The following is a 16,790-nucleotide window of genomic DNA, read 5'->3' on the forward strand; positions in this document are numbered from 1 at the left end:
GAGATCAGGCCGCCGCGCTGGCAGGGGTTACCTTTTGCCCGGGATAAAGCCCGGGATACCGGTTTCCACCACCGAGTTGAAGCGCACCCGCGTCGTGATGTCCTCCTTGATCTCAAGCATGGCCCGGTGCGGCAGCGTGGCAATGTCAAAGTTTTCCTGAATATGGCTCAGTGTTGCAGACGTGGTCAGAAACGCCACACCGCGCTGCACCGACCAGGCCAACGCAACCTGAGCCGGGGTTCTGCGCAGGTGTTTGGCGATGCCGGTCAGCACCGGGTCTTCCAGCACCGCAGGCTGCATGCCATGGCCGAGCGGTGCAAACGCAAGGACGATGATGCCGTGCTGTTTGCAGAACTCCAGCAGCTCCCATTCCGGCAGATACGGGTGGGACTCCACCTGCACCACGGCAGGTTTGATCCGCGCCACGTCGACAATCGCCTTCAACGCCTCCAGGGTGATGTCCGACAAGCCGATGGACTTGCAGCGCCCTTCGTCCACGAGCTGTTCGAGTGCGCGCCACGTTTCGAGCAAGGTCACGCCCGAGTCGTAGATCATGTGGCCGAACGGGTCCCGGGGTTCCTGGTCATCACCGGGTTGAAAGGCGAATGGCGTGTGGATCAGGTAGCAATCGATGTAGTCCACCTGCAGCCGCCGGCAACTGGCCTCGAACGCCGGCAACACGCGCTCGGGACGATGGTTGGTGTTCCACAGTTTGGTGGTGATGAACAAGTCCTCGCGCCGGGCCTTGCCCGAGTCGATGAAGGCCTTGAACGCCACGCCCACCGCTTCTTCGTTGCGATAACGCTCGGCGCAATCGAAATGGCGGAAACCGGTTTCCAGCGCGTGGGTGACCGCTTGGGTGGTGACGCTGAGGTCGCGGAACAAGGTGCCAAAGCCCACGGCCGGCATCTCGGCCGAGCCGTGGTTCAGCGCAAATTTTGTCTCGCGAAGTTCGTCGTGAAAGGCTTCGTAGGTCATGTCGTTACTCCACTCTCTAAGGCCGCAGCCTCTACTGATATGAACGTTTGGATGCTTCGCGGCTGGCGACCCGCTGCTCAAACACGCCGACCGAATTGCCGCCGAGGGCGACAAACAACTGGACGGTGTCGAGGTACTGCGCGGTCTTCACCCTGATCTGCCCCAACAACGCCTGCTCATAGGCGCGCTCGGCCTCCAGAACCTGGAGGATGCTGTTCTCGCCTTGGGCGTACGCTTGCTGGTTCAAACGAAAACTGCTGTCGGCGGCGCGCAATGCGTCTTCCTGGGCAAGGTTTTCTTCGGCGTGATGGTTGATGGCTTGCAGCGTGTCAGCGACCTGACCGAACGACTGGATGACGGTCTGCTGATAATCCGCGAGCGAGGCGTTGTAGCCGTCGACCGCCGCCTGGCGTTCAGCCTTGAGGGTGCCGCCATTGAAGATCGGTCCCGCCACTCCGGCGGCAAAGCCCCAGAGCGCGGCGCCACCATTGCCGGACGCCGACTGCGCGAGAAACGCCGACAGCTCCACGTGCGGATAAAGGTTGGCGGTCGCGACACCGACGGCGGCGCTGGCCATGTGCAGTTGCGCTTCGGCTTGCAAAACGTCCGGCCGGGTGTGGGCCATTTCCGAGGGCAGACTCACGGGCACGTTGGCCGGCAAGGCAAACTCACTCAGGTCGAAGTCCGGCGCAATCCAGTCTGCCGGGCCTTTGCCGGTCAGGATCGACAGCGCATGCCGGGCCGAATCACGTTGCTGAGCGAGGGGCGGCAACAGCGTCCGGTCCTGGGCGAGCCGGGTTTCGGCCAGCGACACATCGATCTGCGTGGTGCTGCCATTGGCGTGGGCCATGCGCACCAGTTCAAGGTTCTTGGTGTCATTGGCCAGCAGTTTTTCCACAGCCTGGATCTGCGCGTTCGCCGAGGCCATCAACAACGCCTGGCTGGCGACATTGCCCGTCAAGGTCAGGTAAGCCGCTTCGTAGCGATGCTTCTGAAACGCCGTCAGTGCTTCCTGTTGTTCAACCTGGCGCTTGTTGCCGCCGAACACGTCCAGATCGAAACCAACCCGAGGACCGATGGCATAGAAGTTGGAAACCACCGGCTGCGGTCCGTTGTGCGTACGCTGGCGACCGGCCTGGGCGGCAAAATCGACCTGCGGATACAGCACCCCTTCCGCCGCTGCGACCGAGGACGCCGCCTGACGGATCGTGGCATCGGCCGCGACCAGTTCCAGATTGCCGTCGATGGCCCGGCGCACAACGCTGTCGAGCTTGGGCGAACGAAATGCCGTCCACCAGTCGCCGTTGACCTTCTTGCCCAGGTCGATGCGTTGGCCAAGACGCTGCTCGGCCTGTTGATCGTAGTGTTGCGACGGGCTCGGCGCCGGCATTTGATAATCGGGGCCGACCGTGCAAGCGGTCAGGAACACCAGCACCGCGACCGCACCGAAGGTGGTGTTGATCAGTTGTCTGTTGATGAAGCGCGCATTGGATTTCATGAGGCAAACTCCACGAAAACTAGTTGGTCGCAACGGGCTTGCGAAGAAAGATCACCAGTGGGCTGACCACCAGCATCGCGTACATCAAAATCTTGAATTGACCGACCACGCCGATAAACGCGGCCTGGCCGGTGATCATTTCGTTGAGCCCCGCCATGGCTTGCAGGGACGTCGCCGCCGAATGCGCCGCCGCACCATACGGCGTCAGGTTGCTGGCCAGTGCCATGTGCATGGCGTGGGTGTTGTTGAAGAAATACAACTGCACGATCGCCACACCGAGGGTGCTGCCGTACACACGCGACAGGTTGAACAGACCGGTGCCTTCCGGCCGTAACGCTGGATCAAGCGTGCTGAACGCGACCTTGGTCAGCGACGGCATCAGCATGCCGATGCCGAAGCCCTGAATCGCACCCGCCAGCGCCACCGGCCACCAGTCCATCAGCGGCGAATAGCCGAGCATCAGCCAGTTGGCGTACACCACGATGGCCACGCCAGCGGCCACGAACAGCCGACGGTCGAAACGCTCCGGAACACGCCCCATCAGCAGAAACGCACCGACCAGTCCCATGCCGCGCGGAATGGTCAGCGAACCGGTGGTGTCCGGCGGGTAGCCGAGGATTTCATCGAGCATCGGCGAGGTCAGCGCCATGGTCGACAGCAACACGAAACCCACCGCGAAAAAGATCACCGTCGACAACACGAAGTTGCGGTCGCTGAACAAACGCTTGTTGAGGAAATGCACCTTTGCGGTCAGCACATGCACCAGAAACAGGTAGAGCCCGAGCGCACAGCCGATCGCTTCCAGCCAGATTTCGGTCGAGGCAAACCAGTCCAGGCGTTCACCGCGATCGAGCAACATTTGCAGGCTGATCAGCCCCAGCGTGAAGGTGCCGAAACCGAAAAAGTCGAACGTTGGGCGTTTCTCGGCCTTCTTCTCGGCCAGCAACAGCGCGATCACCATGAAGATGTACGCCGACAGCGGCAGGCTGATGTAGAAGATCGGGCGCCAGCCGAAATGTTCGGCAACCCAGCCGCCGATGCTCGGGCCGCTGACGATGCCCAACAGCACGATGGCGGTCCACGTCGCGCCGAACTTCGCGCGTTTCTCCATTGGCAATGTTTCCAGGGCAATCGCCATCGACAACGGCGCCAGCACGCCACTCGCCAGGCCCTGGATAATCCGCGCGCCGATGAATTCCAGCGGCGTCGAGGCCAGGGTGGCGAGCAGCAAGCCCAGGACGAATACGGCCAGCGCGGTTTGATACACCCGCTTCAAGCCATAGCGCCCGGCGAGCCATTGCGCGATCGGCATGGTGATCGCACTCGCTGCAAGGTACGACGTGAAGATCCATCCGGCCTGATCGTCGGTCATCGACATACTGCCCTGGATCAGACGGAGCACGGCATTGGGCAAAGGCAGGTTCGCCGATTGCATGAACGTCGCGAGCAATGCGGCCAACCTTAATGAACCTGCGGGGGTGGTGTTCATCAGGAAGCTCCTGAGGTAAACAGCGCCTTGATTGGATGCCACCATGGCGTGCGGTGCCCGGTATCGACCTTGACGGTGGCGCTGATCCCCGAATAGAGCGGCATCTGCGGGTCAAGCTCGTCGAGTTCGAGCCGCACCGGCACCCGCTGCACCACCTTGACCCAGTTGCCGGTGGCATTTTCCGGCGGCAGCAAGGCGAAGTCAGAGCCGGCACCGGGGCTCATGCTGATCACGTGGGCCTTGAATTCGTGATCCGGGTAGGTATCGAGGTGAATGGTCGCGGATTGGCCCGGACGCATATGCGTCACCTCCGTTTCGCGGAAGTTGGCTTCCACCCACACCTCGCGATCGGACAGCAGCGCAAAGGCTGGCGCGCCGTTGTTCACAAAGTTGCCCACCTGCAAATCATCGACCTTGGCGACGATGCCGTCGTCCGGCGCATACACCGTGGCGTACGAGAGGTAGAGCTGGGTTTCATCCAGCTGCGCCTTGGCCTCGCGAACGGCCGGGTGGCTGTCGACCTCGATGTTCGGATTACCGTTCAGGGCAACCACGGTGCTGGCGATCTGTTGTTCGATCGAGGCAATTCGCTGGCGCGACACTTTCACGTCGGTGTCGGCGCGCTCATAAATCGACTTCGACACGAACTCGGACGCGACCAGCGCTTTCTTGCGGCCAAATTCCTTTTGGTCGAAATCGGCCGACTCTTTGGCCGATTGCAGTTCAGCCTGTTGCTGGCGGTAGCTGGCCTTGAGCCCATCGATGCGCAACCGCGCGACGCTCAACTGGGCTTGTGCGCGGTCAACGGCGATCTGCAACGGTTTCGGGTCGATGCGGAACAACACCTGGCCCTTGCGAACGGGCTGGTTGTCCTCGACTGCGATCTCGATGACCTGGCCGGAGGTGCGCGCATTGATCGAGGCCTTGGCCACTCGGGCGTAGGCGTTGTCGGTCGAGATGTAGGGCTCGCCGGCGACATAGTGGGCGTACCCGATCGCGGCGAAGAGCGCCGGGACACCCACCATCAACAGTGGCCGTACGGTTTCTTTAAGCGTTTTCTTGTTGGGCGCTGTCGGGTTCGGCCCAGGGTGCTCAAAGGTTTGTGAAGCCGGAATATCGAACTGTTTAGTCATGATCGAAAACACCTTTAACCGGGAAGTCAGGGGCTAATACCCATAAAAAACAGCCATACCGTGCGCAGTCAGAAGGATCGCTCCGCCGCACCCTGTTTCGTCGCCGCTATACCCAGTTCGAGCTCTGCTTCAACAAACCTGAAATTGAGGAACTTCTGGTTCCTTAATTTTGTGCGATGGTGTAAGAATATGCCTCGACTTACCTTCACACAAGGATTTTGTACGCCATGGCACAAAAAAAGATTACCGAAGCAAAAGGACGTGGCCGCCCACGCGCCTATGACCCGCAGACCGCGCTGCAGCAAGCGCTTGGTGTGTTTTGGAGTACCGGCTATTCCGCCGCGTCGCTGGACAGCATCGCCACGGCAGCGGGCATGAACCGCCCGAGCCTGTATGCCGCCTTCGGTGACAAACACGCGCTCTACATCAAGGCGCTCGAGCAGTACTGGGAATTTGCCGCCGCCGACATGCACGCTGCGCTGACAGACAGCCAACTGACCTTGAGCGAGGCGCTGATGCGTTTCTATGAAGGGCAGCTGTCGATCTACTTCTCGGGAGACGGCCAGCCGCGTGGCTGTTTTGCGATTGGCACTGCAACCACCGAAGCCGTAGAGGACGTTGAAATTCGCGAAGTGCTGTCCGATCGCCTCAGCCGACTCGACGCCGATCTCGAAGCGCGTCTGAAAACGGCCGTGACTGCCGGCGAACTCAAGGACAACGTCGACCCGGCCGCCCTCGCCGTGCTCGCCTCCTCCCTGCTGCACAGCATTTCGATCCGGGCACGCGCCGGCAAATCCCGCGCGGAGCTGACCGAACTGGCACGCAACGCGGTCAACGTGATCTGCGGTTGAGAGGTTTTATGGCGGGTGAAGGACTTGAAGACATACTGGCCGATCAGCTCGACGTGATTTTCTGCGGGATCAATCCGGGCATGACGGCCGCCGCCCAAGGGCATCACTTTGCGGGCCGCAGTAATCGCTTCTGGCGCACGCTGCACCTTGCCGGGTTTACCCCCGAGGAAGTGCGCCCGGAAAACGACCGGACGATCTTGCAGTACCGCTGCGGATTGACCGCCGTGGTCGACCGCCCCACGGCGCGCGCCGATCAGCTGTCGTTGCACGAATTCACCGCCGCCGCTGCCGACTTCGAACAGAAGATCCTGCGCCACGCCCCCCGTGTCGTCGCGTTTCTCGGCAAAGCCGCCTACAGCGCGTTAACCGGCCAGCGAGAGATTGCCTGGGGCCTTCAACCCAGGACTTTCGGCCATGCAAAGGTCTGGATCTTGCCCAACCCGAGCGGAAGAAATCTGGCGTTCTCGCTGGATCAATTGGTGGCTGCGTATCGCCAACTCCATCAAAACTTGCACAAATCGACAGTAGGCTAAGCTAAGGATCAGCTTATTGCGCACGATGCTCGCTCCGGCAGGGTTTGGGTTTTTCTGAAGAGCGTCTGCAACAGCTATTTCAGACAGGCCCACACTGTTCACGCAGGAATGACGTGATGACCGAGCCCCTTCTCAGCTTTGATGAACTGAAGCGTGCCGCCGTTGCCGGCGAAATTGATACCGTCCTGGTCTGCATGGTCGACATGCAGGGACGTCTGGTCGGCAAACGATTCCAGGTCGAGTTTTTCATCGACAGCGGCCATGAAGAAACCCACTGCTGCAATTACCTGTTGGCCGACGACATCGACATGGAGCCTGTGCCGGGCTATGCCGCTGCCAGTTGGAGCAAGGGCTATGGCGACTTTGTGCTCAAGCCCGACATGTCCACCCTGCGCCGGGTGCCCTGGCTGGAATGCACGGCGCTGGTGCTCTGTGATGTGCTCGATCACCACCATCGCCGCGACTTGCCGCACAGCCCGCGGGCGATCCTGAAGAAGCAGATCGAACGCCTGCGCGAGCGTGGCTATACCGGCATGTTCGCCTCGGAACTGGAGTTCTATCTGTTCGACGAGAGCTACGAGGCGATCCACAAGCGCAACTACCACAAGCCGAAAACCGCCGGCCATTACATCGAGGATTACAACATCCTGCAGACCACCCGCGAAGAGCCGGTGCTGCGGGCGATTCGCAAGCACCTGCAGGCCAGCGGCATTCCCGTGGAAAATTCCAAGGGCGAATGGGGCCCCGGCCAGGAAGAGATCAACATCCGCTACGCCGACGCCCTGACCATGGCCGACCACCACGTCATCATCAAACACGCCTGCAAGGAAATCGCGCAACTGCAAGGCAAGGCGATCACGTTCATGGCCAAGTGGCGTTATGACGCCGCCGGGTCCAGTAGCCACATCCATAATTCGCTGTGGGACAAGAACGGCAAGAAGCCGCTGTTCTTCGACGCCAAGGCTGAATTTGGCATGTCGAAACTGATGCGCTCCTGGGTCGCCGGGCAGCTTAAATATGCCAACGACATCACCTGTTTTCTCGCGCCGTACATCAACTCGTACAAGCGCTTTCAGGCCGGCACATTTGCGCCGACGCGGGCGGTGTGGAGCCGCGATAATCGCACCGCAGGTTTTCGCCTGTGTGCTGAAAGCAGCAAATCCATTCGCATCGAATGCCGCATCGGCGGCGCCGACCTCAACCCGTATCTGGCCTTCGCTGCGCTGATCGCGGCGGGCCTGGCCGGGGTCGACGAGAAGCTCACCCTCGCCCCGCCCTTTGAAGGTGACGCTTACGTCGATGACCATCTGCCCGAAGTCTCCAAGACCTTGCGCGAAGCCAGCGCCGCGCTCCAGACCTCGAGCATGTTGCGCGAAGCGTTCGGCGACGAAGTGATCGACCACTACGTGCACACCGCCGAATGGGAGCAAAAAGAATACGACCGGCGGATCACCGACTGGGAACTGCAGCGCGGCTTCGAGCGCTATTGAGGTCAGCATGACGGCAACCATCAAACTCATTTCCCCGGTCGATGGCCGGGTGTATGCCGAGCGCCGCTGCGCCGACGCCACGCAGATCGAACAGGCACTGACCGCCGCCGCCACCGCCCAGGCGCAATGGAAACGCCGACCACTGAGCGAGCGCGCGGCTTTCTGCAGTGCGGTGGTGGACGCGATGCTGGCGATGAAAACCGACATCGTGCGGGAACTGGCCTGGCAAATGGGCCGCCCGGTTCAGTTTGGCGCGGGCGAATTGCGCGGTTTCGAAGAGCGTGCCCGGCACATGATCGCCATTGCGCCTGAAGCCCTGGCAGCGATTGAACCGACACCCGTCAGCGGTTTTCGCCGGCACATCCAGCGTGATCCATTGGGGACCGTGCTGGTCATTGCGCCCTGGAATTACCCGTACCTGACCGCCGTGAATACGATCATTCCGGCGCTGATGGCCGGCAACAGCGTCATCCTCAAACACGCGTCGCAAACGCTGCTGGTCGGTGAACGGTTCGCCGAGGCCATGGCCAACGCCAACTTGCCGGCCGGCCTGTTTCACAACCTGCTGCTCGATCACCGCCAGACCACCGACATCATTGGCTCCGGACGCGTGCAACAAGTGAATTTCACCGGCTCCGTCGGCGCTGGCGAGGCCATGGAAACCGCCGCCACCGGGCGCTTCCTTGGCGTCGGCCTGGAGCTCGGCGGCAAAGACCCGGCCTACGTGCGCGCCGATGCCAATCTCGAACACGCGGTAGAAAACCTGGTGGACGGCAGCTTCTTCAACTCCGGGCAAAGCTGCTGTGCCATCGAACGCATTTACGTCGACAAGACAATCTACCCGGCCTTCATCGAGCGTTTCGCTGCCCTGACCCGCCAATACGTGCTGGGCAATCCACTGGACGAAGCCACCACACTCGGCCCCTTGGTCACACCGGCCGCCGCTGATTTCGTGCGCGGCCAGATCGCCGAAGCGCTGGCCCAAGGTGCCACGGCACTGATTGAACCCACGGCGTTTCCCGTTGACGAGCCGGGCAGCGCCTACCTCGCGCCGCAGGTGTTGATCGACGTTACTCATCAAATGTCAGTCATGCGCGAGGAAAGCTTCGGCCCGGTGGTCGGCATCATGCCGGTCGAAGGTGACGACGAAGCCATCGCCCTGATGAATGACAGCGAATTCGGGCTCAGCGCCTCGATCTGGACCCAGGACCTCGCCGCCGCCGAACGCCTGGGCAACGAGATCGACACCGGCACCGTGTTCATGAACCGCTGCGATTACCTCGACCCGGCCCTGGCCTGGACCGGGGTGAAAAACAGCGGACGCGGCGTCACCTTGTCGCGCCTCGGTTATGAACACCTGACCCGCGCCAAATCCTTCCATTTGCGCCACGAGATCTGAGCCATGAGCCTGACCGCGAACTGGAATTACCCTACGAGCATCCGCTTCGGCGTCGGCCGCATCGCGGAACTCGCCGACACCTGCCGCGCCCAAGGCATCCAGCGCCCGCTGCTGGTCACCGACAGTGGCCTGGCGCGTGCGCCGATGACCCTCGCCGCGCTGGAAGCCCTGCGTGCCGCCGGTCTTGGCGTCGCGATGTTTAGCGACCTAAAGCCCAACCCGGTCGAAGCCAACCTCGCCGGCGGCCTGGATGCCTGGCGCGCCGGCAACCACGATGGCGTGATCGCCTTCGGTGGCGGCAGCGGCCTGGACATGGGCAAGCTCATCGCGTTCATGAGCGGGCAGACGCGCCCGGTCTGGGACTTCGAAGACATCGGCGACTACTGGACCCGCGCCGACGAAAGCCGTATCGCCCCGGTCATTGCGGTGCCGACCACGGCGGGCACGGGCTCGGAAGTCGGCCGTGCCGCGGTGATCATCGACGAGGCGACCCACACCAAGCGCATCATCTTCCACCCGAAAATGATGCCGCGCGTGGTCATCAGCGACCCGGCGCTGACTGTCGGCATGCCGGCCAAAATCACCGCCGGCACCGGCATGGACGCCTTGGCGCACTGCCTGGAATCCTACTGCGCCCCCGGTTTCCACCCCTTGGCCGATGGCATCGCCGTGGAAGGCATGCGCCTGGTGGCCAACGCACTGGTGCGCGCCGTGCACACGCCGGGCGACCTGGAAGCGCGGGCGAACATGCTCGCGGCGGCGGCGATGGGCGCCACCGCGTTCCAGAAAGGCCTGGGCGGGATGCATGCCCTTTCGCATCCGGTCGGCGCGCTGTACGACACCCATCACGGCATGACCAATGCGACCTTCATGCCTTACGTGCTGAAATTCAATCGCCCGGCCATCGAAGAACGCATCACGCGCCTGGCCGCGTATTTGCGCCTGCCCTCCCCCGGCTTCGACAGTTTCCTGGCCTTCATCCTCAAGTTGCGCAAAGACATCGGTGTGCCGCACACGCTGTTCGAGTTGGGCGTGGATGACAAACAGGCCGACCTGATCGCGGACATGGCCGTGGTCGACCCTTCCGCCGGCGGCAACCCGCTGCCCTTGACCAAGGCCGGTGCAGCAGAGATTTTCGACGCGGCGTTTCACGGCCGCCTGTAGAGCAGTTGACTGTCGGTGCTCGACACATGAATGCAGCGCACCGGCAGGTTGTACGGTGGGAGACAGGAGCAGTACGACAAGGGGTTGAAAGCCAGTTCGTCCGGCATTCCGGAGGGGCGCGTATCAAAACCTGAAGGGGCACACAACATGAATCCAGCAAGCCAGCCCGGCACTGACGCCGCCCATGACGACGACGTCAAGGCGCTGCACAGCATGGGCTACGCCCAGCAACTCTCGCGACGCATGGGCGTTTTCTCCAACTTCGCGATTTCCTTCTCGATCATCTGCATCCTCTCCGGGGGCATCAACTCCCTCGCCCAGGGCACCTCCGGCGCGGGCGGCGCGTCCATCGGCATCGGCTGGCCCATCGGCTGCCTGATCTCCGGGGTGTTCGCCATGGCCATGGCGCAGATTTCCTCGGCATACCCCACCGCTGGCGGGCTGTATCACTGGGGTTCGATTCTCGGCAACCGCTTCACCGGATGGCTGACCGCGTGGTTCAACCTCTTGGGGTTGGTCACCGTGCTGGGCGCGATCAACGTCGGCACCTATTACTTCTTTTTCGGTGCCTTCGGCCCGGCGCTGGGCATGGAAGACACGACCACGGTGCGGGTGATTTTCCTCGCCGTGCTGACCGGCCTTCAGGCCTTGTGCAACCACTTGGGGATCGGCCTGACCGCCAAGCTCACCGACTTCTCCGGCTACCTGATTTTCGCCACGGCGTTGGCGCTGACCATCGTCTGCCTGATCTCCGCACCGAGTTATGAGTTCGCGCGGCTGTGGACCTTCAGCAACTACTCCGGCGATGCCGGCGGCGCGGTCTGGCCATCGGTGTCGAACGGCTGGGTGTTCATGCTCGGCCTGCTGCTGCCGATCTACACCATCACCGGTTATGACGCCTCGGCACACACCTCCGAAGAGACGCGCAACGCCGCGATTTCCGTGCCGCGCGGCATGGTCATGTCGGTGGTCTGGTCGTTGCTGTTCGGTTGGGTGATGTTGTGCTCGTTCGTGCTGATGCTGCCGAACATGGACGAAGCGGCCAAGCAAGGCTGGAACGTGTTTTTCTGGGCCATGAACACCCAGGCCAGCCCGACGCTCAAGCTCGCGTTGTACGTGGCGATTTTCGTCTCGCAGATCCTCTGCGGGTTGGCGACGGTGACCTCGGTGTCGCGGATGATCTTCGCCTTCTCCCGTGACGGCGGCCTGCCCTTTTCCAAAGCACTGGCCTCGGTCTCGCCGACCTTCCGCAGCCCGGTGGCGGCGATCTGGACCGGTGCCACCCTCGCCGTGCTGTTTGACTGGGGCTCGTCGGTAATCTCGGTCGGGGCCACGCCTGTTTATACGATCGTGGTGTCCTGCACGGTGATCTTCCTGTTCTTCTCTTTCATCATTCCCATCGTGCTGGGCCTGTTTACCTACGGGACCGCGAAGTGGCCGACCATGGGCCCGTGGAACATGGGACGCTTCTGGTACACCGTGTTCGCCCTGCTCTCGGTGCTGTCGATGGTGATCATCTTCATCATCGGCATTCAGCCACCGAACGATTGGGCGCTGTACATCACCATTGGCTTCCTGGTGCTGACAGCGATTGTCTGGTTCGGCTTTGAAGCCCGGCGCTTCCAGGGGCCGCCGGTGGGCGATGTGATTGCCCAGCGCCAGGCGCAGATTGCGGCGGCTGAAGCGGCGTTGAATAAACGCGTTTGAAGCTGCACGCACCCTGTAGCAGCTGGCGAAGCCTGCGTCCGGCTGCGCAGCAGTCGTAAAAACCTGAGTGTGCGGTTTTCCTGAAGCACCGCATCGTCTGGTTCACGACTGCTGCGCAGCCGGACGCAGGCTTCGCCAGCTGCTACAGAGATTGCGTTACCTCAAAACCGTGGCTTGATGGTTTTCCACTCCGGCTTGTAACGCTGCATCTGTTTCACATCATCGCGTTGGCGAATGCCGCATGTCAGGTATTGGTCATGCAGCTTGCCGAGTTGATCGTGATCCAGCTCCAGGCCCAACCCCGGTGCGCGGGTGATTTTCACGCAACCATCGACGATCGGCAGCTTGCCGCCCTTGATCACTTCTTCGTCCGGGTCTTGCCACGGGTAATGCGTGTCGCAGGCGTAATCGAGATTCGGCACCGACGCGGCGACGTGGGCCATGGCCATCAGGCTGATACCCAGATGCGAATTGGAATGCATGGACACGCCCAGGCCAAAGGTCTGGCACATTTTCGCCAGCGCCTGGGTGTCGCGCAGGCCGCCCCAATAGTGGTGATCGGCGAGGACGATCTGCACGCTGTTCAAGGCGACACTGCGGCGGAACTCATCGAAATCGGTCACCACCATATTCGTCGCCAGCGGCAGACCGGTGCGTTTGTGCAGTTCGGACATTCCTTCCAGGCCCGGCGTCGGGTCTTCGTAATATTGCAGGTCGTCACCCAGCAGTTGGGCCATGCGAATCGAGGTTTCCAGGGACCAGTTAGCGTTCGGATCGATCCGTAGCGGGTAACCCGGAAAAGCCTTTTTCAGCGCCTTGATGCACGCCACTTCATGCTCCGGTTCCAGCGCGCCCGCCTTGAGCTTGATGCTCTTGAAACCATAGGTCTCGATCATGCGCCGAGCCTGGGCGACGATCTGCTCTTCGTTCAGCGCTTCGCCCCAACTGTCGGGTTTGTAAGGCGAGTCGATGTGCTGGGCGTACTTGAAAAACAGGTAGGCGCTGAACGGAATCTCGTCCCGGATCGCCCCGCCCAGCAAGTCCACCAACGGCACGTTCAACGAGTGCGCCTGCAGATCCAGGAACGCCACTTCGAACGCCGAATACGCATTGCTCACCGCTTTGCTGGCGTGAGAACCGGGTGCCAGTTCCGCGCCCGCGATGCTCGCCGGTTTGTTCGCCGCCACCGTAGCCTGGACGATGGCGCGCAGTTGATTGAGGTTGAACGGGTCGAGGCCGATCATTTGGCCTTGCAACTGCTGCTGGATCGCCAGCGCCGGCGCGTCGCCGTAACTCTCCCCCAGGCCAATGTAGCCATTGTCGCTCTCGATCTCGATGATCGAGCGCAGCGCGAACGGTTCGTGGATCCCACTGGCATTGAGCAGCGGCGGATCACGGAAAGCGATGGGGGTGACGGTGACTCGTGTGATTTTCAAGAGGCTGCTCCCTTTGGATTTGGTTTCAAAGCGGTGTGACTGACAGTGGGTTGTGGCAAGGGGGTCGGGGCGGGCTTACCGGTCAGCGAGCGCAAGGCGTCACCACGAGGTGCGGTGCGTGCGAAGAAGATCACCACGGCGGCGACCAGTGAGGTAGCGGCCAGGCCGTAGAGCCCGCCCTCGATTGAGCCGGTTTTTTGTTCGAGAAAACCGAACGCCGTCGGGGCCACGAAACCGCCCAGGTTGCCGATGGAGTTGATCAGGGCGATCACCGCCGCGGCGATACGCGCATCCAGATAGCCTTGCGGAATCGGCCAGAACAACGCCGAGGCCGCCTTGAAACCAATGGCCGCAAAACAGATGGCGACGAAGGCGAAGATCGGTCCGCCGGTGGTCGACATGAACATGCCAAACGCCGCAATCACCAGCGTCAACGCGACCCAGGCTTGCTGGTGTTTCCATTTGCTGGCCATGGCGGCGAAGCCATACATCGCGACGATGGAAATCAGCCACGGAATCGAGTTGAACAGGCCGACCTGGAAGTCACCGAGGTTGCCCATTTTCTTGATCATGCTCGGCAGCCAGAACGTGGCGCCATAGATGGTCAGGGCAATGGAAAAGTAGATAAAACAGAACAGCGCGATTTGCTTGTCGGCCAGCAGTTTGAACATCGACGGCTTGATCGTCTGCGCGGCTTCGCGAGCCTGCTGCTCCAGCGCGATGGCCCCTACCAGCGCGTCCTTCTCTTCGGCGCTCAGCCATTTCGCTTCACGCGGATGGGATTGCAGCCAGAACCAGACAAAACCGCACAGGACGATGGAGGCGAAACCTTCAATCAGGAACATCCATTGCCAGCCATGCAGGCTGAAACCGCTGACGTTCAGCAGCGCACCGGACACCGGGCCGGAAATGACCGACGCAATCGCCGAACCGCTGAGAAAGATCGCCATGGCCTTGCCCCGTTCGGTCGACGGCAACCACTGGGTGAAGTAGTAAATGATGCCCGGGAAAAAACCCGCTTCGGCTGCGCCGAGAATGAAGCGCAGCACATAGAAACTGGTTTCGCCGCGCACGAAGGCCATGGCCATCGCGGCCGCGCCCCAGGTGAACATGATGCGCGTCAGCCAGGCGCGAGCACCGTAGCGTTGCAGCAACAGGTTGGAGGGCACTTCGAAGATTGCGTAACCGATGAAGAACAGCCCGGCACCCAGGCCATAGGCTGCGGCGCCGATGCCCAGGTCGGTTTCCATGTGGCTGCGCACGAAGCCGATGTTGACCCGATCGATGTAGTTGACGATGAACATCACCACAAACAGCGGCAGCACGTGGCGTTTCACCTTGGCCGCGGCGCGGGCCAGCACACTCGGATCCGGCGAATTCTGGAGGGTATTCAAGAGGCAACTCCCGATCATTGTTTTTTTAGGGACGAGCCGATCATGGACGCGGCAATTGATCCCGTCTAATCTAACTTGGCATTCGATTGATACCTGGATTAGATCAATGTTCGAACTGACTCAACTGCGCTGCTTCACCACAGTGGCCACCGAACTCAACTTTCGGCGCGCCGCCGAACGCCTGAACATGACACAACCGCCGCTCAGTCGACAGATCCAGTTGTTGGAGCACCACCTGGGTGTCGAGCTGTTCACCCGCACCACCCGCAGCGTCGCCCTCACCGCCGCCGGTCGCGCGTTTTTCATCGAAGCGCAGAACCTGCTGGAGCGCGCCCAGCAAGCCGCCGTCACTGCTCGACGGTTTGCCGAAGGCGACATCGGTTCGGTCAACATAAGCTTCGTGGGCAGCGCGGTGTACGAATTCCTGCCCAAGGTGATTGCCGAAGCGCGGCTCAAACAGCCCCACGTCAAAATCGACCTGTCGGAGATGAACACCTACCAGCAGCACGAAGCCCTACGTGCCCGGCGTATCGATCTGGGCATCGTCCGCGCGCCCTTGCTCGAACCGGGTTACGCCACCGAGTGCCTGGTGCGCGAGCCGTTCGTGCTCGCCGTCCCCAGTCGCCACCCGCTGGCCACTGCCGACACCGTCTCCGTCCAGGATCTCGACGCGCAACCGTTCCTGATGTATTCCCACGCCGCCTACCCGCCCTTCAACGAACTGCTGACCGGCATGCTGCGCTCGGCCCGCGTCGCCCCGGAATACGTGCAATGGCTCGGTTCGTCACTGACGATCCTGGCGCTGGTCAACGCCGGAATGGGCCTGGCGTTGGTCCCGCGTTGCGCCACCAGCGTGGTGTTCAAGAACGTGGTGTTCCGGGATATCGATCTGGGGGAAGGCGTACAGAGCGAGCTGCATTTGATCTGGCGCGAGAACAATGACAACCCGGCGTTTGCGATGTTGCTGGAGGGGATTCGCAAGGCTGTCAGGGAAGGATGGGGTGCGTGAATGGGTGGGTGTTCACCTGTAGTAATCCTCACCCGCGACAGCGCGTTCATCGGGAACCCAACCCTGTCATGCATCTGGTTTTGCCAGTTGGATAAACACCGACCAACTAGCGAGCACTACCCAAAACGTCGCGAAGATCCAAGGGGTTCGAACGGAAAACAGCAGAGCCTTTCGATACCCCTTGTGCGTCGACTCGCTTTCGCTGAACAGCGGCGATTCGTCATACGCAAGCCCCATCATCGGCTCACTTCGCAAGAGCTCGCTCTGCTTGTAATACCAATGGTCAATGATGTCGTACGCCGCTCGAATCCCAGGCCACGCATTCAATGAACTCAGCAGTCCCAGCGTCGCAAGAAACGGCGGCACCACCAGCGTGAACAGCTTTCCCCATTCAGGGTTGAGATTCGCCATGCACGATGCAAATGCAATGACCAAAAATGATTGTGCGGCCAGATAGGCGTCAGTCCGGTTCGCCAGAATGCTCGTCTCGTATTGAATCTCCCGGCGATAAAAGTCCAGGCGTTCCTTGGGCGAGCCGAACATCTTGGCGTTGTGTTCGCTCAGCTCGGTGTCGTCCAGATGGGAAGTCAAAATCTTCGGCACAATAAACTCACTCTCAAATCGTTTAAGACGAATTCCCGTTCAGCCCAACGCTGTATCGACAAACATCCAGGCCTGAAAGGCGTCGATACTCATTCGATGATTCACC

At 61.3% G+C, this 16,790-nt stretch carries 14 protein-coding genes; 7 read left to right on the forward strand and 7 right to left on the reverse strand.

Translation table 11 applies throughout. The features are described 5' to 3' along the window. Positions 1 to 27 precede the first annotated feature (27 nt). The 4 genes from BK660_RS03770 to BK660_RS03785 are packed head-to-tail and all read right to left on the reverse strand — an operon-like array spanning position 28 to position 5,098. Positions 28 to 978: an aldo/keto reductase gene (locus BK660_RS03770; protein ID WP_123432142.1), complete on the reverse strand. Its 951-nt coding sequence runs from the start codon at positions 976 to 978 to the stop codon at positions 28 to 30. Between the two features lie 31 nt (positions 979 to 1,009). Further along, positions 1,010 to 2,476 carry an efflux transporter outer membrane subunit gene (locus tag BK660_RS03775; protein ID WP_123432143.1) on the reverse strand — a complete coding sequence of 489 codons (1,467 nt, stop codon included), beginning with the start codon at positions 2,474 to 2,476 and terminating at the stop codon, positions 1,010 to 1,012. Between the two features lie 19 nt (positions 2,477 to 2,495). Then, positions 2,496 to 3,965, reverse strand: a complete 1,470-nt coding sequence (locus BK660_RS03780; protein ID WP_123432144.1) for a DHA2 family efflux MFS transporter permease subunit — start codon at positions 3,963 to 3,965, stop codon at positions 2,496 to 2,498. After that, positions 3,965 to 5,098: an HlyD family secretion protein gene (locus tag BK660_RS03785; RefSeq protein ID WP_123432145.1), complete on the reverse strand. Its 1,134-nt coding sequence runs from the start codon at positions 5,096 to 5,098 to the stop codon at positions 3,965 to 3,967. The genes BK660_RS03780 and BK660_RS03785 overlap by 1 nt, the downstream gene beginning before the upstream one ends. Before the next feature lie 227 nt (positions 5,099 to 5,325). Here BK660_RS03785 and BK660_RS03790 point away from each other — a divergent pair, with 227 nt between their 5' ends. The 6 genes from BK660_RS03790 to BK660_RS03815 all read left to right on the forward strand — a co-directional run bounded on the left by BK660_RS03790 (position 5,326) and on the right by BK660_RS03815 (position 12,242). Next, entirely contained in the window at positions 5,326 to 5,949 is a 624-nt protein-coding gene (locus BK660_RS03790; RefSeq protein WP_123432146.1) for a TetR/AcrR family transcriptional regulator, read from the forward strand. Positions 5,950 to 5,957: 8 nt separating this feature from the next. After that, on the forward strand, positions 5,958 to 6,482 hold the full coding sequence (gene mug / locus BK660_RS03795) for a G/U mismatch-specific DNA glycosylase (RefSeq protein ID WP_123432147.1): 525 nt from the start codon (positions 5,958 to 5,960) through the stop codon (positions 6,480 to 6,482). A 116-nt stretch (positions 6,483 to 6,598) separates the two neighbouring features. Further along, positions 6,599 to 7,972, forward strand: coding sequence for a glutamine synthetase family protein (locus BK660_RS03800; RefSeq protein WP_123432148.1), 1,374 nt, complete (start codon positions 6,599 to 6,601; stop codon positions 7,970 to 7,972). 7 nt (positions 7,973 to 7,979) lie between these two features. Continuing rightward, positions 7,980 to 9,371 carry an aldehyde dehydrogenase family protein gene (locus BK660_RS03805; RefSeq protein WP_123432149.1) on the forward strand — a complete coding sequence of 464 codons (1,392 nt, stop codon included), beginning with the start codon at positions 7,980 to 7,982 and terminating at the stop codon, positions 9,369 to 9,371. Between the two features lie 3 nt (positions 9,372 to 9,374). Then, positions 9,375 to 10,535, forward strand: coding sequence for an iron-containing alcohol dehydrogenase (locus BK660_RS03810; RefSeq protein ID WP_123432150.1), 1,161 nt, complete (start codon positions 9,375 to 9,377; stop codon positions 10,533 to 10,535). Positions 10,536 to 10,682: 147 nt separating this feature from the next. Next, positions 10,683 to 12,242: an amino acid permease gene (locus BK660_RS03815; RefSeq protein WP_123432151.1), complete on the forward strand. Its 1,560-nt coding sequence runs from the start codon at positions 10,683 to 10,685 to the stop codon at positions 12,240 to 12,242. Positions 12,243 to 12,403: 161 nt separating this feature from the next. Here the strand turns inward: BK660_RS03815 and BK660_RS03820 are convergent, their stop codons facing one another. Both BK660_RS03820 and BK660_RS03825 read right to left on the reverse strand, forming a co-directional pair. After that, complete coding sequence (locus BK660_RS03820) at positions 12,404 to 13,678, reverse strand: glucarate dehydratase family protein (protein ID WP_123432152.1); 1,275 nt, start codon at positions 13,676 to 13,678, stop codon at positions 12,404 to 12,406. Then, positions 13,675 to 15,072, reverse strand: coding sequence for an MFS transporter (locus BK660_RS03825; protein ID WP_123432153.1), 1,398 nt, complete (start codon positions 15,070 to 15,072; stop codon positions 13,675 to 13,677). The genes BK660_RS03820 and BK660_RS03825 overlap by 4 nt, the downstream gene beginning before the upstream one ends. 106 nt (positions 15,073 to 15,178) lie before the next feature. Between BK660_RS03825 and BK660_RS03830 the strand changes: the two genes are divergently transcribed. Then, a complete protein-coding gene (locus BK660_RS03830; protein WP_123432154.1) occupies positions 15,179 to 16,081 on the forward strand; it encodes a LysR family transcriptional regulator in 903 nt (300 codons plus the stop codon). A 66-nt stretch (positions 16,082 to 16,147) separates the two neighbouring features. On the opposite strand, the gene BK660_RS03835 is transcribed toward BK660_RS03830, so the two are convergent. Continuing rightward, positions 16,148 to 16,684 (reverse strand): hypothetical protein, encoded by a 537-nt coding sequence (locus BK660_RS03835; protein WP_259698475.1) that lies wholly within the window; start codon positions 16,682 to 16,684, stop codon positions 16,148 to 16,150. Positions 16,685 to 16,790: the final 106 nt, after the last annotated feature.

This window comes from Pseudomonas brassicacearum (assembly GCF_003732265.1).
Classification (GTDB): domain Bacteria; phylum Pseudomonadota; class Gammaproteobacteria; order Pseudomonadales; family Pseudomonadaceae; genus Aquipseudomonas; species Aquipseudomonas brassicacearum_D.